The sequence below is a fragment of the Chromobacterium sp. CCUG 76385 genome (genome assembly GCF_059916625.1).
Genome location: NZ_JAUCGU010000037.1, coordinates 1 through 24,032, shown reverse-complemented (window position 1 = coordinate 24,032; position 24,032 = coordinate 1). Strand labels below are relative to the sequence as shown.

General features: G+C 62.4%; 22 protein-coding genes, 2 tRNA genes and 1 riboswitch. Of the genes, 17 read left to right on the top strand and 7 right to left on the bottom strand.

All coding sequences use genetic code 11. From position 1 onward, the window contains the following. The first annotated feature begins 23 nt into the window (after positions 1–23). From QUG01_RS17750 to QUG01_RS17735, 4 genes are all read left to right on the top strand, one after another. On the top strand, positions 24–1,853 hold the full coding sequence (locus QUG01_RS17750) for a GGDEF domain-containing protein (RefSeq protein ID WP_500831241.1): 1,830 nt from the start codon (positions 24–26) through the stop codon (positions 1,851–1,853). Between the two features lie 175 nt (positions 1,854–2,028). Continuing rightward, positions 2,029–2,160: a hypothetical protein gene (locus QUG01_RS17745; protein ID WP_500831240.1), complete on the top strand. Its 132-nt coding sequence runs from the start codon at positions 2,029–2,031 to the stop codon at positions 2,158–2,160. Between the two features lie 117 nt (positions 2,161–2,277). Next, complete coding sequence (locus QUG01_RS17740; RefSeq protein WP_500831239.1) at positions 2,278–3,450, top strand: ABC transporter ATP-binding protein; 1,173 nt, start codon at positions 2,278–2,280, stop codon at positions 3,448–3,450. Positions 3,451–3,510: 60 nt separating this feature from the next. After that, positions 3,511–4,800, top strand: a complete 1,290-nt coding sequence (locus tag QUG01_RS17735) for an NAD(P)/FAD-dependent oxidoreductase (RefSeq protein WP_500831238.1) — start codon at positions 3,511–3,513, stop codon at positions 4,798–4,800. 125 nt (positions 4,801–4,925) lie between these two features. On the opposite strand, the gene mutL is transcribed toward QUG01_RS17735, so the two are convergent. The 6 genes from mutL to tgt all read right to left on the bottom strand — a co-directional run bounded on the left by mutL (position 4,926) and on the right by tgt (position 12,142). Beyond that, a complete protein-coding gene (gene mutL, locus QUG01_RS17730) occupies positions 4,926–6,836 on the bottom strand; it encodes a DNA mismatch repair endonuclease MutL (RefSeq protein ID WP_500831237.1) in 1,911 nt (636 codons plus the stop codon). 153 nt (positions 6,837–6,989) lie between these two features. Then, the gene (locus QUG01_RS17725; RefSeq protein ID WP_500831236.1) at positions 6,990–7,634 is read right to left on the bottom strand and encodes a DedA family protein; all 645 of its coding nucleotides are present in this window, start codon (positions 7,632–7,634) and stop codon (positions 6,990–6,992) included. Positions 7,635–7,708: 74 nt separating this feature from the next. Continuing rightward, complete coding sequence (secF, locus tag QUG01_RS17720) at positions 7,709–8,644, bottom strand: protein translocase subunit SecF (protein ID WP_103319849.1); 936 nt, start codon at positions 8,642–8,644, stop codon at positions 7,709–7,711. A 2-nt stretch (positions 8,645–8,646) separates the two neighbouring features. Further along, entirely contained in the window at positions 8,647–10,494 is a 1,848-nt protein-coding gene (gene secD, locus QUG01_RS17715) for a protein translocase subunit SecD (RefSeq protein ID WP_500831235.1), read from the bottom strand. Positions 10,495–10,561: 67 nt separating this feature from the next. Then, entirely contained in the window at positions 10,562–10,888 is a 327-nt protein-coding gene (gene yajC, locus QUG01_RS17710) for a preprotein translocase subunit YajC (RefSeq protein WP_043626576.1), read from the bottom strand. Positions 10,889–11,026: 138 nt separating this feature from the next. Further along, positions 11,027–12,142 carry a tRNA guanosine(34) transglycosylase Tgt gene (tgt, locus tag QUG01_RS17705; RefSeq protein WP_043626579.1) on the bottom strand — a complete coding sequence of 372 codons (1,116 nt, stop codon included), beginning with the start codon at positions 12,140–12,142 and terminating at the stop codon, positions 11,027–11,029. 136 nt (positions 12,143–12,278) lie between these two features. Between tgt and QUG01_RS17700 the strand changes: the two genes are divergently transcribed. The 13 genes from QUG01_RS17700 to QUG01_RS17640 all read left to right on the top strand — a co-directional run bounded on the left by QUG01_RS17700 (position 12,279) and on the right by QUG01_RS17640 (position 23,106). Beyond that, positions 12,279–12,355, top strand: a tRNA-Val gene (locus QUG01_RS17700). Between the two features lie 182 nt (positions 12,356–12,537). Then, complete coding sequence (gene thrS, locus QUG01_RS17695; RefSeq protein ID WP_500831234.1) at positions 12,538–14,439, top strand: threonine--tRNA ligase; 1,902 nt, start codon at positions 12,538–12,540, stop codon at positions 14,437–14,439. Between the two features lie 35 nt (positions 14,440–14,474). After that, entirely contained in the window at positions 14,475–14,999 is a 525-nt protein-coding gene (gene infC / locus QUG01_RS17690) for a translation initiation factor IF-3 (protein ID WP_083340992.1), read from the top strand. A gap of 162 nt (positions 15,000–15,161) precedes the next feature. Further along, positions 15,162–15,359, top strand: coding sequence for a 50S ribosomal protein L35 (gene rpmI, locus QUG01_RS17685; protein ID WP_043626585.1), 198 nt, complete (start codon positions 15,162–15,164; stop codon positions 15,357–15,359). 13 nt (positions 15,360–15,372) lie between these two features. Further along, entirely contained in the window at positions 15,373–15,732 is a 360-nt protein-coding gene (rplT, locus tag QUG01_RS17680; RefSeq protein ID WP_011134905.1) for a 50S ribosomal protein L20, read from the top strand. Between the two features lie 136 nt (positions 15,733–15,868). Further along, positions 15,869–16,852 (top strand): phenylalanine--tRNA ligase subunit alpha, encoded by a 984-nt coding sequence (gene pheS, locus QUG01_RS17675; RefSeq protein ID WP_199153915.1) that lies wholly within the window; start codon positions 15,869–15,871, stop codon positions 16,850–16,852. Between the two features lie 18 nt (positions 16,853–16,870). Next, the gene (pheT, locus tag QUG01_RS17670; RefSeq protein ID WP_500831233.1) at positions 16,871–19,228 is read left to right on the top strand and encodes a phenylalanine--tRNA ligase subunit beta; all 2,358 of its coding nucleotides are present in this window, start codon (positions 16,871–16,873) and stop codon (positions 19,226–19,228) included. Positions 19,229–19,286: 58 nt separating this feature from the next. Then, positions 19,287–19,589, top strand: a complete 303-nt coding sequence (locus QUG01_RS17665; RefSeq protein ID WP_011134908.1) for an integration host factor subunit alpha — start codon at positions 19,287–19,289, stop codon at positions 19,587–19,589. Next, positions 19,570–19,923 carry a MerR family transcriptional regulator gene (locus tag QUG01_RS17660; RefSeq protein WP_043626594.1) on the top strand — a complete coding sequence of 118 codons (354 nt, stop codon included), beginning with the start codon at positions 19,570–19,572 and terminating at the stop codon, positions 19,921–19,923. Before QUG01_RS17665 ends, QUG01_RS17660 begins: the two co-directional genes overlap by 20 nt. 30 nt (positions 19,924–19,953) lie before the next feature. Then, positions 19,954–20,030 (top strand) — tRNA-Pro (locus tag QUG01_RS17655). 200 nt (positions 20,031–20,230) lie between these two features. Then, positions 20,231–20,605 (top strand): DUF1289 domain-containing protein, encoded by a 375-nt coding sequence (locus QUG01_RS17650; protein WP_500831232.1) that lies wholly within the window; start codon positions 20,231–20,233, stop codon positions 20,603–20,605. A gap of 13 nt (positions 20,606–20,618) precedes the next feature. Then, complete coding sequence (locus QUG01_RS17645; protein ID WP_500831231.1) at positions 20,619–21,224, top strand: methyltransferase domain-containing protein; 606 nt, start codon at positions 20,619–20,621, stop codon at positions 21,222–21,224. 82 nt (positions 21,225–21,306) lie between these two features. Further along, positions 21,307–23,106 (top strand): methyl-accepting chemotaxis protein, encoded by a 1,800-nt coding sequence (locus QUG01_RS17640; RefSeq protein WP_500831230.1) that lies wholly within the window; start codon positions 21,307–21,309, stop codon positions 23,104–23,106. A gap of 47 nt (positions 23,107–23,153) precedes the next feature. On the opposite strand, the gene QUG01_RS17635 is transcribed toward QUG01_RS17640, so the two are convergent. Then, positions 23,154–23,723 carry a TMEM165/GDT1 family protein gene (locus QUG01_RS17635; protein ID WP_500831229.1) on the bottom strand — a complete coding sequence of 190 codons (570 nt, stop codon included), beginning with the start codon at positions 23,721–23,723 and terminating at the stop codon, positions 23,154–23,156. 29 nt (positions 23,724–23,752) lie between these two features. Continuing rightward, a riboswitch (yybP-ykoY riboswitch) is annotated at positions 23,753–23,901 on the bottom strand. Positions 23,902–24,032 lie beyond the last annotated feature (131 nt).

Genomic DNA, 24,032 nt, shown 5'->3' with positions numbered 1-24,032 from the left:
CAATCGGACTGTCTTTAAAGATCATGCAAACTTGCGTCGAGCCAACCGTGCGGGATGGATTGGCTGGCTGGTGTCACGAACTGGAAGAAATCATCGGCCAGCGCAAGCTGCAGCCGGTATTCCAGCCTATCGTGGATCTGGAAACCGGGGCCATCCTGGGTTACGAGGGGCTGATCCGCGGGCCGTCTGACAGCATGTTGCATTCGCCGATGATGCTGTTCGAGGCGGCCGAGCGCTGCCAGATGTTGCTGGCGCTGGATCAGGCCTGCTTGCGCACCTGCGCGGAACGCTTTGCCGAGCTGTCCCTGCCTGGCTTGCTGTTCGTGAATACCAGCCCGGAGACGCTGCTGGTGCAAGGCCAGCGCCCCGCTGCCATCTTTTCATTCTTCAGCCAGATCGGCCTGGACAGCAAGCGGGTGATTCTGGAGTTGACGGAAACCCGCCCCAATGGCGGCTATCTGGCTCTGCGTGAAGTCACGGACCGCTGTCGCCAGGGCGGACTGCGCATCGCGCTGGACGATCTGGGCGAGGGCTTTTCCAATCTGCGGCTGTGGTCCGAGCTGCGCCCGGATTTCGTCAAGCTGGACAAACATTTTGTACAGAATATCCATCTGGACCCGTTGAAAGAGCAATTCGTTCGCTCGATGGTGGATATTTCCCGCCAATCCGGCGCGCTGCTGGTGGCGGAAGGCATAGAGTCGCCGGCCGAGCTGCGCACCTTGTGCCGGCTGGGCGTGCGCTACGGCCAGGGCTATCTGCTGGCGCGGCCGCAGGCGCATCCGGTGCTGGAGCTGCCCTTGCAGAACGATATGCTGCCGTGGGCCGGCAGCCGCCGCCTGGGGCTGCGCAACCAGCCGCTGGCGCGCGATCTGCTGATGGACGTGGCGCCGATGGAGTCCAGAGTGGCCAATGAAGCGGCATACCGCCGTTTTGCCGATCATCCGGACTGCTTTGCCATCCCGGTGGTGGAGGATGGCGTGCCGGTAGGGCTGCTGCGCCGCCATCATTTGCTCGAAAGCTTCGCCAAACCGTTCAATCGCGAGCTGTACGGCAAGAAGCCGTGCCATCTGATGATGGACAAGCAGCCCTTGGTGGTGAACGCCGACATCAATATTCAAGAGCTGTCCAGCCTGGTGGTGGCGGCGGAGCAACGCTATCTGGTGGATGGTTTCATCATCACGGAACACGGCCGCTATCTGGGCATGGGCACCGGTTTTGCGCTGATGCGCAAGATCACCGAGCTGCAGCTGTCGGCGGCGCGCTACGCCAATCCGCTGACCGGGCTGCCCGGCAATGTGCCGATCAATGAAGCGATAGACCGCCTGCTGGGCATGCAGTCGCCGTTTGTGGTGGCCTATGCCGACCTGGACCACTTCAAGCCGTTTAACGATTTATACGGCTATGCCGCCGGCGACAACCTGATCGAACTGGTGGCGCATCTGTTGCTGGAGCATGCCGATCCGGAACGCGACTTCGTCGGCCATGTCGGCGGCGACGACTTTGTGGTGCTGATGCAGTCGGAGGACTGGGAGGCGCGGCTGCGGCTGATGCTGCGCGAGTTTGGCCAGCAGGCCACGCAGCACTTCTCCGAGGCGCATCGCGCCGCCGGCGGTTTCGAGGTGGCGGTCCGCAGCGGCGAGACCATGTTTCTACCGCTGACCACCTTGTCGCTGGGCGTGGTGAAGGTGCGGGCTGGCCAGTATGTCAGCCATCATGAAATCGGCGCGGTGACGGCGGATGCCAAGAAGCAGGCCAAGAAGATGCCGGGCAACAGCCTGTTCGTCGAGCGCCGGCAGCCAGCCAAGCCGGCTGCGGCATGTGATTGCCAAGCCGATCTCTCTGCCATTCGCTAACCGTCTGTTTGGCTGGCTTGTTCCTCTGTTCTTGAATGGTCTGCGGCTTGCATGCGACAAGCCGTGGATCGTGCTGGCTCAGGATTTCATCTCGTACTTGTCAAATTTATTAAACATGGCATAGGCTGTGCCAAAGCTGGCGCATCAGACGCCGGCCAAGACAAGAGGAGACATCATGGCTGCCTTTATCGTCATGCCGCCGGCGCGGCTGACCGCATCTTCCCGCTCGGGCTATTCTTCGTTTAATCTTTTCATGCAGCGCGAAGCCGGTGTGGGCGAGCCGTCGGCCCGACGCTTTCTGCCATAGCTTGCCCGCGTTAACCTGCTTCAAGTCCGAGGGAGGCCGGCAGGCGCTCCCGTTTCATCGCAGCATGCGCTCAACAGCAGTGGCGCCGCGAGGCGTCGAGTCGGAGGGAGTCAGATCATGTCGGAAGCCATCGCGGCTACTAAACAAGCAGCAGCCATTCCCGCCCGCGGCGCGGCCAGCGCCGCCGTCGTCGAAGAGGCGGCCTACCTGCGGATATCGGGGGTGGTCAAGAAGTTTGGCGATCACCTGGCGGTGGACCATATCGACCTGGACATCCGCAAGAACGAAATCTTCGCCCTGCTCGGCAGTTCCGGTTGCGGCAAGTCCACGCTGCTGCGGATGCTGGCCGGTATGGAAACGCCGACCTCAGGCCGCATCATCCTCGATGGCCAGGACATGCAAGGGCTGCAGCCGTACGAGCGGCCGGTCAATATGATGTTCCAGAACTACGCGCTGTTTCCGCACATGACCGTGGAGCAGAATGTCGCCTTTGGCCTGAAGCAGGATGGCGTGGCCAAGGACGAAATCGCCGAGCGGGTGGCGAAAATGCTGGATCTGGTGCAGATGCGTAAGTTCGCCGGCCGCAAGCCGCACCAATTGTCCGGCGGCCAGCAGCAGCGCGTGGCTTTGGCGCGCAGCCTGGTGAAACGGCCCAAGCTGCTGCTGCTGGACGAGCCCTTGGGCGCGCTGGACAAGAAGCTGCGGCAGCAGACCCAGCTGGAGCTGGTCAACACCATCGAGGCGGTGGGCGTGACCTGCATCATGGTGACGCACGATCAGGAAGAGGCGATGACCATGGCCAGCCGCATCGGCATCATGAGCGAGGGCAAGCTGCTGCAGGTGGGCACGCCGACCGAGATCTACGAATATCCGAACTGTCGCTTCACTGCCGAATTCATCGGCGAAACCAATATGTTCGAGGGTTCGGTGGTGGTGGATGAGCCGGACCTGGTGGAGATCAACTCGCAGGAACTGGGCGGCATGATCCGCATCGAGCATGGCATCACCGGCCCCAAGGGCATGCATGTCTGGACCAGCGTGCGGCCGGAGGATGTGCGGCTGGACAAGCAGCCGCTGCCGCCAGGCCCCAACCGCGCGGCCGGAAAAGTGCAGGATATCGCCTATCTCGGCAGCTATTCGATCTACCACGTGAAACTGGCCAGCGGCAAGATCGTCAAATCGGTGGTGCCGTCGTCGCGTTGGTTCGACGCGAATGAAACCGCCCCCACCTGGGACGAGCCGGTGTATGTCAGCTGGCGCGGCGACACCCCCGTCGTATTGATGATGTGACCGTCCACGGCCCCGGCGTCGCCGGGGCTGCCTTTCCGCTTTGCCCGCCGAGGACATTCCATGCTGCGTTTCGCCCATCAACCGCATCCGCCGTCGTACTACGCCGCCACCGCCCATGCCTGGGACCCGCAGCCTCCCTTGCGCGGCGAGGCGCGTTGCGACGTGTGCGTGGTGGGGGGCGGGCTGGCCGGCTTGTCCGCGGCATTGAATCTGCGCGAGAAGGGTTTTTCGGTGATCCTGCTGGAAGGCTCGCAAATGGGCTTCGGTGCCTCCGGCCGCAACGGCGGCCAGGTGATCGCCGGTTTCGCCAGCGACATAGCCGGCATCCGCGCCCAGTTGGGCGATGAGGCGGCCAAGGCGCTGTGGGATATGTCGGCGGAGGCAGTGGACATCATCGACGAGCGGGTGCGCAAGCATGGCATCCGCTGCGACTGGCAACGCGGCTACGTCAGCGTGGCGGTCAAGCCGCGCCATATGCAAGATCTGGAAGACTGGCAGCGCGAGGCCGAGCAGCGCTATGGCTACGGCGGTCAGCAGTTGTGGGACCGCGCCACGCTGCGCGGCAAGCTGGCCAGCGAGCGTTACCAGGGCGGACTGTTCGATCCGCGCTCCGGCCACCTGCATCCGCTGAATTACACGCTGGGCCTGGCCCAGGCGGCGCGGGAGGCCGGCGTGGACATCTACGAGCAGTCGCCCGCCACCCGCCTGGAGCAGGCCGCGGCGCCCAAGGTCCATACCGAGCATGGCGTGGTGTCCTGCAGCCAGGTGGTGTTGGCCTGCAACGCCTACATCGGCGCGCTGGTTCCAGAGCTGGAGCGGCGCATCATGCCGGCCGGCACCTATGTCATCGCCACCGAGCCGCTGGGCGAAGCGCGCGCCCGCGCGCTGATCGCCGACAATATGGCGGTGTGCGACACCAATTTCGTGCTGGATTACTACCGCTTATCCGCCGACCACCGGCTGCTGTTCGGCGGCAAGGTCAGCTACTCCGGCCGCGAGCCGCGCGACCTGGCCGGGGCCATGCGCGCCGACATGCTGCGCGTGTTCCCGCAGTTGGCCGACGCGCGCATCGACTATGCCTGGGGCGGCTTCTGCGACATCACCGTCAACCGCGCGCCGGACTTCGGCCGTCTGTCGGGCAATGTCTACTACCTGCAAGGCTTTTCCGGCCATGGCGTCAACATCACCGGCCTGGCCGGCAAGGTGGTGGCGGAGGCCATCGCCGGCACCTCGTCGCGGCTGGATCTGTTCAGCAAGATCCGCCACCGGCCCTTCCCCGGCGGCAAGCTGCTGCGCACGCCGGCGCTGGTGTTGGGGGTGGCTTACTATCGGATGCGGGATTATTTGTAATTGATTCGCTTCCGCCTGGCGTTGCGGCGGAATGCCCGGCAGCCGGGTTTCCGCTCCATGGTGGCGGCATCAGCATGCGGATGACCGGGAGCGCCAGCGCTGTCGCTAAGGGCTGCGCTCCTTGCTCACTGCCCGCGCATGAACAGCTTGTCCAGGTCGCGCATGGTCAGCCGGGTCCAGGTGGGGCGGCCGTGGTTGCATTGGCCGGAGCGCTCCGTGGCCTCCATGTCGCGCAGCAGCGCGTTCATTTCCGGCAGCGTCAGCTGGCGATTGGCGCGCACCGCGCCGTGGCAGGCCATGGTGGCGAGCAATTCGTTGCGGCGCTCGGTCAGCACTTGGGACAGGCCGAACTCGCGCACGTCTTTCAGCACCGCGCGCGCCAGCTCTACCGGGTCGCCGTCTTTCAGCCACACCGGCACGCCGCGCACGGCGATCTGGGTCGGCGACAGCGGCGCCAGCTCTACGCCCAGCTTTTTCATTTCCCCCCCATGCTCGTGCGCGGTGGCCACTTCCATGCGGTCGGCGGCAAACGAAACCGGCAGCAGCAAGGGCTGCAGCGGAATGGCGTCGGTCTCCAGCGCCGTTTTCAGCCGTTCGTAGACGATACGCTCGTGCGCGGCATGCATGTCCACCAGGATCAGGCCTTCGGCGCATTGGCTGAGGATGTAGACGCCGTGCAACTGGGCCAGGGCGAAGCCCAACGGCGGGATGCCGTCTTCGTCGTGGGCCGGCATGGCCAGCACGGCCGGATGCGGCAACGGGGCGGCAGGGGCGGGCATCGCCGGCTCGGGGCGGGACAGCGCCCTTTCTTCTTCGCGCAGGCCGCCGAACAGCTTGTCGTAGACGCCTACCGCCTCGCGCGCCACGTTCAGCGGGATGGCCTGTTGCTGATAGCGGAAGGGCTGCGCCGCCGTCGCGCTGGATGAGGCCGGGCGCGCAGCGGGCGCGGGCGAGCTGTTGCCGAACAACGAGGCCGATTCGCCTTGAGACAAGGCCGGCGCGGCATCGGACGTCGAGTTGTCCACTTGCACCGTCGGCGCGGCGCCGGCGGTGGTGCCGGCCAGCGCCTTGTGCACGCTGTGAAACAGGAACTGATGCACCGCCTGGCTTTCGCGGAAGCGCACCTCGATCTTAGTCGGGTGCACGTTGACGTCAACGCCGGACGGCTCAAGCTGGAAGAACAGCGCGTAGGCCGGGTGGCGGTCGTGGTGCAGCACGTCGCGGTAAGCCTGGCGCAGCGCGTGCTGGGCCGTCTTGTCGCGAACGAAGCGGCCGTTGACGTAGAAGTATTGGGCGTCGCGGCTGGCCTTGGAATAAGTGGGCGAGGCGACGAAGCCCGTCAGCGCCAGCGGGCCGGCCTGGCTTTGCAGGGGAATGGCGGCGGCGACGAAGTCCTTGCCCAACAGCGCGGCCACGCGGTCTTCGGCGCTTTGCGCGGGCAGCCGCCAGATCACCTTGCCGTTGTGGCGCAGCAGGAACTCCACCTCCGGATGCGCCAGGGCGATGCGTTCGAATGTCGCCTCGCAATGCGCGTATTCGGTGTTCTCGCTTTTCAGGAATTTGCGCCGCGCCGGCGTGTTGAAATACAGGTCCACCACTTCCACGCTGGTGCCGTGCGGATGGGCGGCCGGCTCCACCGGGTGCAGGGTGCCGTCTATCGCGATGATCTGGTGGGCGTGATCCGCGTCGTGCGGGCGGCTCACCAGGGTCAGCCGCGATACCGACGCCACGCTGGCCAGACCCTCGCCGCGGAAGCCCAGCGTCGCCACCGACTCCAGGTCGTCCAACGAGGCGATCTTGCTGGTGGCGTGGCGGTCCAGCGCCAGCGGCAGGTCGTCGGCGGCGATGCCGCTGCCGTTGTCCGTCACCCGGATCAGCTTGATGCCGCCCTGGGCCAGATCGACGCTGACCTTGCTCGCCCCGGCGTCCAGGCTGTTTTCCAGCATTTCCTTCAGCGCGGAGGCGGGGCGTTCCACCACTTCGCCGGCGGCGATCTGGTTGACGAGGTGGTCGGGCAGGCGTTGGATGCGTTTCATTTTTTTGCAAACCGGTAGGCCACGAAAGGCACGAAACAACACGAAAATAGGCTGCCAGGGCGTATGGCATTGGCTGATGACAAAGCCAGCCAAGGACAACTGGCTGGCTTTGGATTTATTTTCGTGTTTTTTGTGGATTTTGTGGCAAATAAATCAAGCTTTGAGCGATGCCCGCTTGTGACGGACGATTTCAATGATGCCCGGCAGGAAGGAGACGAAGATGATGCCGAAGATCAGCAGCTCCAGGTTCTTGCGCACGAAGGGCAGGTTGCCGAAGAAGTAGCCGGCGTAAGTGAAGCCGACCACCCAGGCGATGGCGCCCACCACGTTGTACTTCAAGAATTGCGGGTAGTGCATCTTGCCGATGCCGGCGACAAACGGCGCGAAGGTGCGCACGATGGGCACGAAGCGGGCGAAGATGATGGTCTTGCCGCCATGGCGCTCGTAGAAGGCGTGGGTCTTGTCGAGGTAGCTCTGCTTCAGCAGGCGCGGGAACATGCCGAACAATCTCATGCCGACATTGCGGCCGATGGCGTAGTTGGTGGCATCGCCCAGGATGGCGGCGACGATCAGCAGCAGCACCAGAAGGTGCGGGTTCATCTGGCCCATCGCCGCCAGGGCGCCGGCGACGAACAGCAGCGAATCGCCGGGCAGGAAAGGGGTGACCACCAGGCCGGTTTCGCAGAATACGATCAAAAACAGGATGGCGTAGATCCATGGGCCATAGGCCGCCACCAGCTGGGTCAGGTGGGCATCGATATGCAGGATGAAGTCGATCAAAAACGTGATGGCTTCCATGATTTCCGTTTCGAACTGGGAGGGTAAACGCGAAACTGGCCGGACAAGCCGGCCAGTCGTTCAGGTTGCGGAGATCAGACCACCGCTTCCTCTTTTTGTTTCACCGGCTTGATCATGTGCTCGCGCGTCACGCCCAGCCACAGGGCGATCGGGCTGGCCACCAGCACCGACGAGTAGATGCCGAACATGATGCCGATGGTCAGCGCCATGGCGAAGCCGTGCAGCGCCGGGCCGCCGAATACCAGCATCGACACCACCATCATTTCCGTGGAGAAGTGGGTGATGATGGTCCGGCTCATCGTCGAGGTGATGGCGTTGTCGATGATCGAAGCCACCGGCAAGTTGCGGGTGCCCGGCTTGCGGAAGTTTTCGCGGATCCGGTCGAACACCACCACCGATTCGTTCACAGAGTAGCCCAGCACCGCCAGGATGCCCGCCAGCACCGTCAGCGAGAACTCCCAGCGGAAGAAGGCGAAGCAGCCCAGGATGATCACCACGTCGTGCATGTTGGCGATGATGGCAGCCACGGCGAAGCGCCATTCGAAGCGCAGGGCCAGGTACAGCATGATGCCGGCGCACACCAGGATGACGGCGGTCAGGCCGCTGGAGACCAGCTCGGCGCCGACGCTGGGGCCGACGAAGTCGACCTTGCGCAGCTGCACGCCGGCATCGTCAGCCTTCAATACGCCCATCACCTTGTCCGACAACTGGGCCGAACTGGTGCCCGGCTTGTTCGGCAGGCGGATCATCACGTCGCGGCTGCTGCCCAGGTTCTGCACCGTGGCTTCGCCGAGTTTCAGGGTGTCGACCTTGTCGCGGATCTTGTCCAGTTCGGCCGCTTGCTGGTACTGCACTTCCAGCACGGTGCCGCCGGTGAACTCCACGCTGAAGTTCAGGCCGCGGGTGGCCAGGAAGAACACGGCGAGAATGAAGGTCACCAGCGAGATCGCCGTGGTGAGCCTGCCGTAGCTCATGAACGGGATGTCCCGTTTGATGCGGAAAAGCTCCATGATTAGCCCTTGTTTTCCGGTTTCCACACCTGGCCGATAGCCAGCGTGGTCAGTTTGCGACGACGGCCGTACCACAGGTTCACCAGGCCGCGCGATACCACGACGGCGGAGAACATTGAGGTCAGGATGCCCAGGCAGTGGACGATGGCGAAGCCGCGCACCGGACCCGTGCCGAAGATCATCAGCGCCAGGCCGGCGATCAGCGTGGTGACGTTGGAGTCGAGGATGGTGTGCCAGGCGTGGCTGTAGCCGGCCTGGATGGCAGAGTGCGGCGGCACGCCGTTGCGCAGTTCCTCGCGGATGCGCTCGTTGATCAGCACGTTGGCGTCAATCGCCATGCCCAGCGCCAGCGCGATGGCGGCGATGCCCGGCAGCGTCAGCGTAGCCTGCAGCATGGACAGGATGGCGATCAGGAAAAACACGTTCATCGCCAGCGACAGGCCGGAGAACACGCCGAACAGGCCGTAGTACAGCACCATGAAGGTGACGATGGCGGCAAAGCCCCACAGTGTGGCGTGGAAGCCTTTCTCGATGTTTTCCTTGCCCAGGCTCGGGCCGATGGTGCGTTCCTCGATGATGTTCATCGGGGCGGCCAGGGAGCCGGCGCGCAGCAGCAGGGCGGTGTCGTTGGCTTCGGCGGCGTTCATGCTGCCGGAGATTTCCACGCGGCCGCCGCCGATCTCGGTACGGATCACCGGCGCGGTGACCACTTCCTTGCGGCCTTTTTCCACCAGCACCATGGCCATGCGCTTGCCGACGTTCTCGGCAGTCAGCTGGCGGAAGATGGCGGCGCCGGCGCTGTCCAGATTGATGCTGACGGCAGGCGCGCCGAACTGGTCGAAGCTCGGTTGGGCGTCGTTGATATTGTCGCCGGTCAGCTCCACGTCGTTCTTCAGCAGGATCTTGCTCTGGCCGCGCGAGGTGACTTCGTCCAAGAGCTCGTAGCCTGCCGGCACGTTGCCGGCCAGCGCTTCCGATACCTTGCCTTGGTCGTCTTCCACCATGTGGACTTCCAGGGTGGCGGTGCGGCCGATGATGTCCTTGGCGCGGGCCGTGTCCTGAATGCCTGGCAGCTGCACCACGATGCGGTTCGGGCCGTTCTGCTGGATGATGGGTTCGGTGGTGCCCAGTTCGTTGACGCGGTTATGCAGCGTGGTGATGTTCTGTTTGACGGCATCGCTCTGGATCTTGGTGATCTCTTCCGGCTTCAGCGACAGCAGCAGTTTGTTGCCGCTGTCGTCGGCGCGGATGGCCAGCGTCGGCAGCGCGCGATAGGCGACGTCCTGCGCCGATTTCAGCGTGTCGCCGTCACGCAGCTGCACTTCCAGCGTATTGCCGTTGCGCTTGATGTCGCCGTAGCGAACCTGCTTGTTCTTCAGCTCGCGCTTCAGGTCGCCGGTATAGCGCTGCATCGCCTTGTCGATGGCCGCCTGCATGTCCACTTCCAAGAGGAAGTGCACGCCGCCGCGCAGGTCCAGACCCAGGAACATCGGGTTGGCGTGCAGCGCGGACAGCCAGGCCGGGGAGGCCGGCAGCAGGTTCAGCGCGATGATGTAGTTGTCGCCCAGCGCGTGCTGGATGGCGTCGCGCGCCTTCAGCTGGGTGTCGGTGTCCTTGAAGCGAACCTTCAGACCGTTGGTGTCGAGGAATACGCCGTCAGGATTGATGTTCTGGGATTTCAGCGCGTCTTCCACCCGCGCCATCAGGGCAGTGTCCACCGGGATGGATTGGCGCGTGCTGGAGACCTGCACCGCGGGGGTCTCGCCGTAGAAGTTGGGCAGCGTGTAGATCGCCGAGAGGATCAGCGCCACCACGATGACGAGGTATTTCCAGAGAGGGTAGCGGTTCATGTTCTAGTTCTGGGATGGAAAATGAGCAAGGCCGCCTGCGGAGGTTTCCGGGGCGGCCATGAGTGGCTTACAGGGTCTTCAGCGTGCCTTTTTCCAGCTTGGCGCTGACGGCGCCGCGCTGTACGTTGATTTCCACCTTGTCCGCGATTTCCAGCGTCAGGTATTGCTCGCTGGTCTTGGTGATGCGGCCGATGATGCCGCCCTGGGTGACGACTTCGTCGCCTTTTTGCAACTCGGACAGCATCTTCTGGGTTTCCTTCATGCGCTTCTGCTGCGGGCGCACCATCAGGAACCAGAACAGCACGAAGATGACGATCATGGGCAGGAAGCCCATCAGATCGAAGCCGGAGGGCGCGGCGCCGCCAGCGGCGAAGGCGGGAGTAATGAAGGACATCAGGGAAACTCCTAAATTCGTGTTATGACTTGCATTCAAACAGGGCATTGTAGCCATGCTCCATGTGTTTTCCAACCATGGAGCGCGGCAAGGGCATGGGACCGGCGGCAATGCGCCGCAGTTCCCCGCCCGGCCCGCTTAGTTGACGCCGCGCGCGCGCTTGGCTGCGAACTCCAGGCGGAAGTCCTCGAAGCGGTCTTCCTCGATCGCCTGGCGCATCTGGCGCATCAGTTCCTGGTAGTAATACAGGTTGTGAATGGTGTTGAGGCGCGCGCCCAGGATTTCGCCCACCCGGTGCAGATGGTGCAGGTAGGCGCGGCTGAAGTTGCGGCAGGCGTAGCAGCCGCATTCTTCGTCCAGCGGCTTCTTGTCGTCCTTGTAGCGAGCGTTCTTGATCTTGACGTCGCCCCACTGGGTGAAAATCCAGCCGTTGCGCGCGTTGCGCGTCGGCATCACGCAGTCGAACATGTCCACGCCATTGGCCACGCCGTGCACCAGATCTTCCGGCGTGCCCACGCCCATCAGGTAGTGCGGCTTGTCCGCCGGCAGCATGTCCTTCAGCTCGGTCAGCATGCGGTACATCTCGGGCTTGGGCTCGCCCACCGACAGGCCGCCGATGGCGATGCCGTCGAAGCCGATCTGCATCAAGCCTTCCAGGGACTCCTGGCGCAGGTCGGTGTACAGATTGCCCTGCACGATGCCGAACAGCGCGTTCGGGTTGTTCAGATCGTTGAAGGCGCGGCGCGAACGCTCGGCCCAGCGCAGGCTCATCTGCAGCGACTTCTGCGCGGTGGCGTGGTCCACCTGGCCCGGCGTGCACTCGTCCAGCTGCATCACGATGTCCGAGTTCAGCACGGTCTGGATCTTCATCGAGATTTCCGGGCTGAGGAACAGCTTGTCGCCGTTGATCGGGCTTTGGAAGGTGCAGCCTTCCTCGGTCAGCTTGCGCATGTCGGACAGGCTGAATACCTGGAAGCCGCCGGAGTCGGTGAGAATGGGTTTGTCCCAGCCGATGAACTCGTGCAGGCCGCCGAACTGCTCGACGATCTCCAGGCCCGGGCGCAGCCACAGGTGGAAAGTGTTGCCGAGGATGATCTGGGCGCCGATGTCGTTCAGCTCCACCGGGCTCATCGCCTTGACCGAGCCATAGGTGCCCACGGGCTGGAAAACCGGGGTCTCCACGGTGCCGTGGTTCAGCTCCAGCGTGCCGCGCCGCGCGCCGCCGGAGGTCTTGTGTACGGTAAACTTCAACATTATTCGAAGTATCGCTTCAGGGTTTGTTTAGCAAAATCAGTCCGCTAGTATACAGCAAGCGCGGGCCTTGCGCCGGAGATGCAAAAAAGTGCTTGCCAAGACGGGGGGCTTCTTTTACTATGCACACCTCGACGACAGGCACGTAGCTCAGTTGGTTAGAGCACCACCTTGACATGGTGGGGGTCGTTGGTTCGAATCCGATCGTGCCTACCAAATTCAATGCATGGAGTGGTTAAGTGAAATCCTTACGAACTACCACAACCCGACATACTCACGAAAGCTGAGCCTTGCGGGTTGTACCATGCGAAAAAGAAGTGCGGCTCAGGCCGCACTTTTTTTTTATCCTTTTGCTTTAGACTCGATCACAAAAACCTCTCGCCCTCGTTGGAGTTGACATGCCAGACATTCGCTTGCCGGACGGCTCGGTCCGTTCTTTCGACAAACCGGTAACGGTTCATGAAGTGGCCGCATCCATCGGCACCGGCCTGGCGCGCGCCGCGCTGGCGGGTCGCGTCGATGGCAAGCTGGTGGATACCAGCTACCTGATCGACGGCAACGCCGATCTGGCCATCGTCACCGACAAGGACGCGGACGGCTTGTCCATCATTCGTCACTCCACCGCCCACTTGCTGGCTTACGCCGTCAAGGAGCTGTTCCCGGAGGCGCAGGTGACCATCGGGCCGGAGATCGAGAACGGCTTCTACTATGATTTCGCCTACAAGCGCCCGTTCACGCCGGAAGATCTGGCGGCCATCGAGAAGAAGATGGCCGAGCTGGCGAAGAAGGATATCCCGGTCGAGCGTTACGAACTGCCGCGCGACGAGGCCATCGCCTACTTCAAGAGCATAGGCGAAGCCTACAAGGCCGAGATCATCGAATCGATCCCGCAGGGCGAAGTGCTGTCGCTGTACCGCGAAGGCGAATTCACCGATCTGTGCCGCGGCCCGCACGTGCCGTCTACCGGCAAGCTGAAGGTGTTCAAGCTGATGAAGGTGGCTGGCGCCTACTGGCGCGGCGACAGCAAGAATGAGATGCTGCAGCGCGTTTACGGCACGGCCTGGGCGAAGAAGGAAGACCTGGAAGCCTACCTGTACATGCTGGAAGAGGCGGAAAAGCGCGACCACCGCAAGCTGGGCGTGCAGCTGGATCTGTTCCATCTGCAGGACGAGGCGCCTGGCATGGTGTTCTGGCATCCCAAGGGCTGGCAACTGTGGCAGAACGTCGAGCAATACATGCGCGCCAAACTGAATCGCGAAGGCTACAAGGAAGTGCGCACGCCGATGATGATGGACGCGCACCTGTGGGAGCGTTCCGGCCACGCCGCGAACTACCGCGAGAACATGTTCATCACCGAGTCGGAAAAGCGCGACTACGCCGTCAAGCCGATGAACTGCCCGGGCCACGTGCAGATCTTCAATAGCGGCCTGCGCTCGTATCGCGATCTGCCGCTGCGCTATGCCGAATTCGGTTCCTGCCATCGCAACGAGCCGTCCGGCGCGCTGCACGGCATCATGCGCGTGCGCGGTTTCGTGCAGGATGATGGCCACATCTTCTGTACGGAAGACCAGATCAACCAGGAGGCCAAGGATTTCCACCGCCTGGTGATGGAAGTGTACGACCGCTTCGGTTTCGACAAGGTGGCGATCAAGCTGGCGCTGCGTCCGGAAAAACGCATCGGCGAAGAATCCACCTGGGACAAGGCCGAGGAAGGCATGCGCGAGGCGCTGCGCGCTTGCGGCGTCGAGTGGGAAGAGCTGCCGGGCGAGGGCGCCTTCTATGGCCCGAAAATCGAGTATCACATCAAGGATGCGCTCGGTCGCTCCTGGCAATGTGGTACCCTGCAGCTGGACTTCATGCTGCCGGAGCGTCTGGACGCCGAATATGTGGCGGATGACAACAGTCGCAAGCGTCCGGTCATGCTGCACCGCGCGGCGTTGGGTTCGCTGGAACGCTTCCTAGGTATTCTGATCGAAAACCATGCTGGCGCCTTCCCTCTCTGGCTGGCGCCGGTGCAGATGGTGGTGATGAATATCACCGAAGCGCAAGCGGATTATGCGTCCGGAATTGCTCAAGCGCTTGAGAAGCAAGGATTCCGTGTCGAGCTCGACTTGAGAAACGAGAAGATCGGCTATAAAATCCGCGAACATAGTCTGCAAAAGTTGCCGTATCAGATCATTGTCGGCGACAAGGAAAAGGCAGACGGACTGGTTGCCGTGCGCGCCCGGGGCGAAGACCTGGGTCAGCTCACGCTGGATGCGTTTATCGCGCGCCTCAAGGCTGAGATGCCTGAGGCCTGATTCAGCGGCGGCGCACTTATTACTCATTAGGAGATTTGGCTATAGCTCAGGAACGCGAAGCACGGATCAACGGCGAAATTACCGCCCGCGAGATCCGTCTGGTTGGTAAGGAAGGTGAGCAGATTGGCATCGTCAGTCTGCGTGAAGCAATGGCTCTGGCCGAAGAGAACGACGTGGATCTGGTAGAGATCTCGCCGACTGCTCAGCCGCCGGTGTGCAAGCTGATGGACTACGGTAAGTACAAGTACGAAATGTCCAAGAAGCGTCACGAAGCCAAGCAGAAGCAGAAGCAGGTTCAGATCAAGGAAATCAAGTTCCGTCCGGGCACCGACGATGGCGACTACAACGTCAAGTTGCGCAACCTGGTCCGTTTCCTGACTGAAGGCGACAAGGCCAAGGTCACTCTGCGCTTCCGCGGTCGTGAGATGGCACACCAGGATATCGGCCTCGCGCTGCTCAAGCGCGTGGAAGCCGATCTGGCGGAAGTGGGCACGGTGGAACAGTTTCCGCGCCTCGAAGGCCGTCAGATGGTAATGATGATTGCGCCGAAGAAGAAATAATCGGTATAATCGTCGTTCCGACACGGCAGAGTGCGCTCTGCCGTGTTGATTTTGTAGGTCGGCAACGTCCTTAAAAGCGTGACGCAGCGGTTTCAAGCGCAACCAGTTAAGCCTGGGGGCCACCCTGTGTCTAATCCAAACAAATTCAGCAGGAGCATTTCCATGCCGAAAATGAAGACCAAGTCGAGCGCGAAAAAGCGTCTCAAAGTGTTGGGCAGCGGTGGTATCAAGCGCTCTTACGCCTTCAAGCGTCACATCCTGACCAAGAAGACCACCAAGAACAAGCGCCAACTGCGTGGCACCACCATGGTGGATGCAACCAATATGGCCTCTGTTCGCGCCATGATGCCCTACGCTTAAGGAGATCTGAAATATGCCACGCGTAAAACGCGGTGTAACCGCACGTGCTCGTCACAAGAAAATCCTCGCTCTGGCGAAAGGCTATCGCGGCCGTCGGAAGAACGTCTATCGCATCGCCAAACAGGCGGTGATGAAGGCGGGTCAATACGCCTACCGCGACCGTCGTCAGAAAAAGCGTCAGTTCCGTCAACTGTGGATTGCTCGTATCAACGCAGCTGCTCGTGAAAACGGCCTGCCGTACAGCAAGTTCATGAACGGCCTGAAGAAAGCCGCTATCGAAATCGACCGCAAGGTCCTGGCCGACCTGGCCGTGTTCGACAAGCCGGCTTTTGCGCAGATCGTCGAAAAGGCGAAAGCAAGCCTCGCTGCTTAATCGCCCAGACGGATCTGAAGGGAGGCACATGCCTCCCTTTTTTTCTATCGGCATCTGCCAGCAGAGCGCTGATCAGATCGGGTATGCCGCATGCCCGCTGTGATCAGCCTTCTATTCGCATGCGGTGTGGAACACGATGAACAACGTTGACGCGATTCTCCAAGCCGGTCTCGCCGCCGTGGCGGCGGTGACCGATCTGATCGAGCTCGAACAGGTCAAAGCGCGCTATCTCGGCAAGAGCGGCGAGCTGACCGAACTCCTCAAACAGCTGGGCAAGCTGGCGCCGGAAGAGCGCAAGGCGGCCGGCGCCACCATCAACCAGGCCAAACAGGCATTCGAGGCCGCGCACAACGACAAGCGCGACCAGCTCAACGCGGCCAAGCTGGAAGCCCAGCTGGCCGCCGAGGCGCTGGACGTCACCCTGCCGGGCCGCGGCGCGGTAGGCGGCGGCCTGCACCCGGTGGCGCTGACGCTGGAGCGCATCAGCGGCCTGTTCCGCACCATGGGTTTCGAGGTGGCCGACGGCCCGGAAATCGAAACCGATTTCTACAATTTCCAGGCGCTGAACGTGCCGGAAAACCATCCGGCGCGCGCCATGCAGGACACGTTCTACGTGGAGAACGGCGACGTGCTGCGCACGCATACCAGCCCGATCCAGGCGCGCTTCATGATGAACAACGAGCCGCCGATCAAGATCGTCGCGCCGGGCCGCGTGTATCGCGTGGATTCCGACGCCACCCATTCGCCGATGTTCCATCAAATGGAGGGCCTATGGGTGGAAGAGGGCGTGTCCTTCGCCGACCTGAAGGCCGTGGTGACCGACTTCCTGCGCCGTTTCTTCGAGCGCGACGACCTGCAAGTGCGCTTCCGCCCGTCCTTCTTCCCGTTCACCGAGCCGTCGGCCGAAATCGACGTGCTGGGCGAGCGCGGCTGGCTGGAGGTGGGCGGCTGCGGCATGGTGCACCCGAACGTGTTGCGCAACGTCAACATCGATCCGGAAAAATACACCGGCTTCGCCTTCGGCATCGGCCTGGACCGTTTCGCCATGCTGCGCTATGGCGTAAACGACCTGCGCCTGTTCTTCGAGAACGATCTCAATTTCCTGAAGCAATTCAACTGATCGCGCACGGAGCCGACTATGCAATTTTCCGAACAATGGCTGAGAAGCTGGGTCAATCCGGCGCTGAACACTGAACAACTGTCCGAGCTGCTGACCATGGCGGGCTTGGAAGTCGAAGAAACCGTCGCCGCCGCGCCGGCGTTTTCCGGCGTGGTGATTGGCGAGGTCAAAGAATGCGTCAAGCATGAAAACGCCGACCGCCTGCGCGTCACCAAAGTTGACGTGGGCACGGGCGAGCTGGTGCAGATCGTCTGCGGCGCGCCCAATGTCGCCGTCGGCGTGCGCGTGCCGTGCGCCTTGCCGGGCGCCATCCTGCCGGGCGACTTCAAGATCAAGCCGACCAAGATGCGCGGCGTGGAATCCAATGGCATGCTGTGTTCCGGCAAGGAGCTGGGCGTGCCGGAAGACGTCGATGGCCTGATGCTGCTGCCGGCCGACGCGCCGGTGGGCCAGAGCATCCGCGACTACCTGGGCCTGGACGACCAGCTGTTCACGCTGAAAATCACGCCTAACCGCGCCGACGGCCTGTCGATCCGCGGCGTCGCCCGCGAAGTGGCGGCGCTGACCGGCGCTGCGCTTGCGCCGGTCGCCATCGAGCCGGTGGCCCCGAGCATTGACGACACCCGTCCGGTGAAGATAGAGGCGCGTGAAGCCTGCGGCCGTTACCTGGGCCGCGTGGTCAAGGGCGTCAACGCCGCCGCCGCGACGCCGGCCTGGATGCGCCAGCGCCTGGAGCGTTCCGGCGTGCGTTCGATTTCGGCCATCGTCGACATCACCAATTACGTGCTGCTGGAGCAAGGGCAGCCTATGCACGCCTTCGATCTGGCGAAGATAGAAGGCGGCATCACCGTGCGCCAGGCGCGCGCCGGCGAAAGCCTGCTGTGTCTGAACGAAAAGACGGTCGCGCTGCAGGACAAGCACCTGGTGATCGCCGACGACGCCAAGGTGTTGGCGCTGGGCGGCATCATGGGCGGCGAACTGAGCGGCGTGACCACCGCCAGCGCCGATATTTTCCTGGAATCCGCTTTCTTCGCGCCCAAGGCCATCGCCGGCCGCGCCCGCGAACTGGGCTTTGGTTCCGACTCGTCCTTCCGTTACGAGCGCGGCGTGGATTTCCAGCTGCAGCGCGAGGCGATCGAACGCGCCACCCGCCTGGTGCTGGACATCTGCGGCGGCGCAGCTGGTCCGGTGGTGGAAGAAGTGGCCGAGCTGCCGCAGCGCCAAGCCGTCCAGCTGCGCGTGGCGCGGGTGGCCAAGGTGCTGGGCGTGGCGCTGTCCGCGCAAGAGATTGCCGAGATTCTGGGCCGTTTGGGCCTGGAATTCAGCCTGGCGGATGAGGTGTTCACTGTTCAGGCGCCGTCGTTCCGCTTCGATATCGAAATCGAGGAAGACCTGATCGAGGAAGTGGCCCGCGTTTACGGCTACAACCAGATTCCGGATGACGCGCCGCGTTCTTCGATGCGCATGCTGCGGCAGCCGGAAGAACTGCGCCCGGTGGACCAGCTGCGCCATCTGTTGGCCGCGCGCGATTATCAGGAAGTGGTCAGCTACGCTTTTGTCGACGAGCGTTGGGAGCGCGATTTCGCCGGCAACGACAAGGCCATCCGCCTGCAGAACCCCATCGCCAGCCAGATGAGCGTGATGCGCTCGACGCTGATCGGCGGCCTGGTGGACGTGCTGGTGGGCAACATCAACCGCAAGCAGCCGCGCGTGCGCGTGTTCGAGGCGGCGCGCGTGTTCCTGCGCGCGGAGCAGGGTTTTGAACAGCCGGAAAAAGTGGCAGGCCTGGCCTGGGGGCCGCGCCTGCCCGAGCAGTGGGGCGCCAAGGCCGAGCGCGTCGATTTCTTCGACGTGAAGGCCGATGTGGAGGCGCTGCTGCACCCGGTGGCGGCCGAGTATCGCAAGGCTAGCCATCCCGCCTTCCACCCCGGCCGTTGCGCCGAGGTGCGGGTGGACGGCAAGGCGGTAGGCGTGATCGGCGAACTGCACCCGCAGTGGGTGCAGGCTTATGATCTGCCTAGCGCGCCGGTGCTGTTCGAGCTGGATCTGGCCATCGTCACCGCGCGCAGCCGCATCAAGGCGCAGCCGGTCAGCAAGTTCCAGCCGGTCCGCCGCGACCTGGCGCTGCTGGTCGATGAGCAAGTCAGCGCGGCGGCGTTGCTGGCGGCCTTCGAGGCGAAGCGGGCCGACATCGTGACGGAAGTCGCATTGTTTGACGTTTACCGTGGCAAAGGCGTCGCGGAAGGCAAGAAGAGTCTGGCCTTTAGCGTGCTGATGCAGGACAATAGCCGCACCCTGACCGACGAAGACGTCGAGCCGGCGATGCAGGCTTTGTTGCAGGCGGCGCTGGAGCTGGGTGCGCAGTTGCGCGTTTGATTGAGAATTGGGCGGGCCGCGTGCCCGCCGATTGGTTCAGATGTTTGAGGGGAATGTCATGACTTTGACGAAGGCTGAACTGGCCGATTTGCTGTTTGACCAGGTAGGTCTGAACAAACGCGAAGCCAAGGACATGGTCGAGTCGTTTTTTGAAGAGATCCGGCTGGCGCTGGAGTCCGGGGATTCGGTGAAATTGTCTGGTTTCGGCAATTTCCAGCTGCGCGACAAACCGCAGCGTCCGGGTCGCAATCCCAAAACCGGGGAAGAGATTCCCATTACCGCGCGCCGTGTGGTAACGTTCCACGCAAGCCAGAAACTCAAGGGAATGGTTGAGCAATACCATGCTAACAAGCAAGGCTGATCTGCCGTCGATTCCATCGAAGCGATACTTCACCATCAGCGAAGTCGGCGAGCTGACCGGCGTCAAGCCGCATGTGCTGCGATATTGGGAGCAGGAATTTTCCCAGCTTCGCCAGGTAAAACGGCGCGGCAATCGCCGCTATTACCAGCACCATGAAGTGTTGCTGGTGCGCAGAATACGCGCGCTGCTTTACGATGACGGCTTCACCATTCAGGGCGCTCGCCAGCGCCTGGGAATGGGAGGTGAGGGCGAGCGTCCGATTACCGCTCAGGAAGTGCGCGCCGAGCTGGAATCCATCCTGGAATGGCTGGATTCGGGTATTGGCAAAAAATAATAAATCAGTTAGACTACGTTTCTCTTGAGTCGGGGTGTGGCGCAGCCTGGTAGCGCATCTGCATGGGGTGCAGAGGGTCGGAAGTTCGAATCTTCTCACCCCGACCAAATAAAACCTGTTTAAAAACAGTGGTAAATCTAACCCGGTATAGCCGGGTTTTTTATTTTCCGTCTTTCTCCCTTCTCTACGCATCCAATATGCGTGTCCGTTTAATTCTGCTGATATACTCGATCGAAACCAGTTTGGTTTATCGTCTGCGATAAAGTAACTGTTTCAAGTCATTGTTTTGTATTTGGATATCGTCTTGATGAGTCGCAACCGTCCTGATTCTCCTTGCATTGCTCTGTGTTCCACCGCCTTGGGCGACAACGTGTGCCGCGGCTGCGCGCGCACGTTTGGCGAAATCAGCCAGTGGTGTTTCATGGGCGACGATGAGCGCGAAGCGGTCTGGCTGCGCCTGCCGCAGCGTCAGCGTTTGCTGCAGCTGGCTGCGGCATGCGGCGCCTTGCTGGAGCTGGACAGCCTGGATGGCGTCGAGTGGGGCCGCCTGCCGGATGGCAGCCGCTACCGGCTGGACGAGCGGGGCGCTCTGCATAGGCTGGGCCGCGATGGCGCGGCCGAGGTGCTGCGCGCGGATGATCTGACGCCGCAACAGGCGGCGGCCTGGCTGAGGCGGGCATGAACAGGAAATAACCATGGCAGACAGTTCTCGAGTGGAGTTCTGGGAGCAGCGTTATCGCGAGGGCGTGACGCCCTGGGAAGGGGCGAGCCTGCCGGAGACGGCGCGGCGCTTCTTCGCCAGTCTGCCGCCGTCTACGGTATTGTTGCCAGGGTGCGGCAGCGCGGGAGACATGCCGCCGCTGCTGGCGCAGGGTCACCAGGTGCTGGCCGTGGATTTCAGCGAGTCGGCCATCGCGCTGGCCCGCAAGCAATGGCCCGCCGCGGCGGATAGACTGCTGCTGGGCGACTTTTTCCAGCTGGAATTGCCCGCTTTCGACTGCGTGTTCGAGCGGGCTTTTTTGTGCGCCTTGCCAAGGGAAATGCGCGGGCAATATGCGGAAAGAGTGGCGGCGCTGGTCAAGCCTGGAGGATTATTGGCCGGCGTGTTTTTCCTGGGCGACGGCGAAAGGGGGCCGCCGTTCGGCATGGCGGAGAATGCTCTGCAAGCGTTGCTGGATCCTTGGTTTACGCTGGAGCAGGCTTTGCCGCTGCCAGATGGCTTGCCGGTTTTCTCTGGCCGGGAATGCTGGATGGTATGGAAACGACGGGGATTTGATTTGGATCAAACCTTGAAGGCCTGAGGGAATGGTCAGCGTGGCGGGTTTCAGAAAAAATAACGACCGATAAAAATAAAACGGTTCAGATTGTTCGGGAGGAGAGCAAATGGAGTGGTTTTGGCGGCTGTATACGTTTTCGGAAAAGACCTTCTGGCATAGCTTGAGCAGGAAACTCGGCAGCTTTTTCTTCATCAGCCTGTTTCAGTTGCTGATGGCGGGATATTGCTATTACGCGCTGAGCGATATCCGGGCGACGGTACGCGATGCCGGCGTCTCCGCGCAGGTGCTGGCGCGGGTGGATGCCACGGTCGATAGCGCCTTGCATTGGATGCTGGGATTGTGGGTGCTGAGCTTCCTGTTCATCGCCTTCATGGTCTGGTATCTGCGCTACCTGATCGTGCGCCCATTGAAGATGATCATCCAGATCTTCAATGAAATCGGCGCCGGCGCCGGCGATCTGTCGCGCGAGATCCCCACCGTCACCTACGACGAAATCCGCGAGTTGTCGCTGTCGTACAACCGCTTTCTGCTGAAAATGCGCGAGATCATCAGCAATGTGCGGCGGATGACGGTGCGCATCGCCATGGATTCCGCCGTGACGCGGCGCAATGTGACGGAATCGGTAACTAGCGCGCGTCAACAGGACGAATTGGCCAAGCAGGTGCGACAGTCCAGCGACCAGTCCACCCGCGGCGTGGAGCAGGTTACGGCGCAGACCGAGGCGATTTCCGCGACGACTGCGGAAAACCTGCGCGTCGCCCGCGATTCCTACGAGGAACTGCGCTCGGTGACGGACAGCATTCACGACATCAGCCGCAAGGTGGGGCATTTCAACCACACGGTGGAAGACCTGAGCCAGCGCTCGTCCAGCATCAAGGCCATCGTCGATCTGATCAAGGACATCTCCGAGCAGACCAATCTGCTGGCCTTGAACGCGGCGATCGAGGCGGCGCGCGCCGGCGAGAGCGGGCGCGGTTTTGCCGTGGTGGCCGACGAGGTGCGCAAACTGGCGGAACGCGTGAAAACGGCCACGGACGAAATTTCGCACAATATCGACGGCATGCTGGGCCTGGTGGCGAACACGCAGCAGGAAACCGCGGCGATCACCGAGGACACCCATCAGGCGCGCGAGGTGATTTCACGCGCGTCCGAGCATTTCAGCAAAATGATGGGCGACTTCGAGTCCACTTCCTCCAGTCTGAGCCAGATCGCCGCCACCATGCATGAGTTCATGGACGGCAACCAGATGGTCAACCGGCATGTGGCCGAGATGCACCAGTTGGGGCTGCTGGTGAATGAGCGGCTGGGCGAAACGGAGCGCGCCGCCGGCGAGTTGACCGAGGCCGCCGAGCAGGTGCAGGGGCTGGTATCGAAGTTTGTGATAGGCGAGGGCGCGTTCGATCAGGCGCTGAGCCGCGCGCGCGCGGCGCGCGATCAGGTGGCGCAATTGCTGCAGGCCGAGTCGCAGCGCGGGCTGGATTTGTTCGATCGACGCTATCAGCCCATTGCCGGGACTCAACCGGCCAAGTATCACACCAGTTACGACGACCGCCTGGCCAAGCAGCTGCAGCCGGTGATAGACCGCGTGGTGGAGCTGATACCGGGCGGCAAGTTTTGCCTGGCGGTGGACGGCAATGGCTACGCCCCGACGCATAACAGCTGGTATAGCCGGCCGCCCAGCGGCGATGCGCAGAAGGATTTGGCGGAAAGCCGCGACAAGCGCCTTTTCAACGATCCGGCCGGCTTGCGCGCCGCCCGCAATGTGCAACCGTTCCTGTTGCAAACCTATAGCCGCGATACCGGCGAAGTATTGTCTGAAGTGGATTTGCCGCTGGAACTGAGCGGGCGGCATTGGGGCGCGCTGCGGATAGGCTTTGATCCAAACGTCCTATTGTCGCAGGGTTGAATCGATGGGGCGAGGGAGGCTGCGGCCTCCCTCGCTTTTTTGATGCCTTACAGCGACAGCGGCGTCAGCAGCGTCACGATGCCCAGGCCGACGAATAGCGCGGCGGCGATGGTGTGCATCAGCTTCTGCGGGACCTTCTTCGCCGCCACCTCTCCCAGCAGCACCGCCGGCACATTGGCGATCATCATGCCCAGCGTGGTGCCCATCACGACCATGTAAAGCTGTTCCGGGAAGCGCGCGGACAGCGCGACCGTGGCGATTTGCGTCTTGTCGCCCATCTCCGCCAGGAAAAAGGCGATGACGGTGGTACCGAAAACGCCGAAGCGCTCGCGCAGCAGATTATTGTCGTCCAGCTTGTCAGGAATCAGCATCCAGGCGGCCATGGCGATAAAGGAGACGCCTAGGCCCCAGCGCATGATGTCCGGGCCAACCTTGGCCATCAGCCAGTGGCCGACCGCGGCGGCGGCAAAATGATTGACCAGGGTGGCGACGAAGATGCCGAGTATGATGGGGCCGGGTTTTTTAAAGCGGGAGGCCAGCAGCAGGGCCAGCAGCTGGGTTTTGTCGCCGATCTCGGCCAGAGCCACCACGCCGGTGGAAATCAGGAAGGCTTGCATGAATGCTCCAAGGGCCGCGCATACGGCATGACAAACCTGCGCGGCGGCCCCGCTGCGCGCAAGCATGTCATGGGTCTTGCCAAACGGAAGGTCGTCGCAATGGCCATGGCTGCCGCCAAGTATGTTGACCATTGCCGGCGCGAGGCCGCGCCGAGGCTACTCCCCCAGAACGACGCGGATTGTAGGGGAATCGGCCCGCGCGGGCAAGCGCTTTGCGCCGCCTGCTTAGCGCCGCTAGGGGCTGTTGACGTTTGGTGAGTGGATCGCGTTTGCGCCGATTTGGGCCGGAAGCAAGGCGCACAGTCCGAC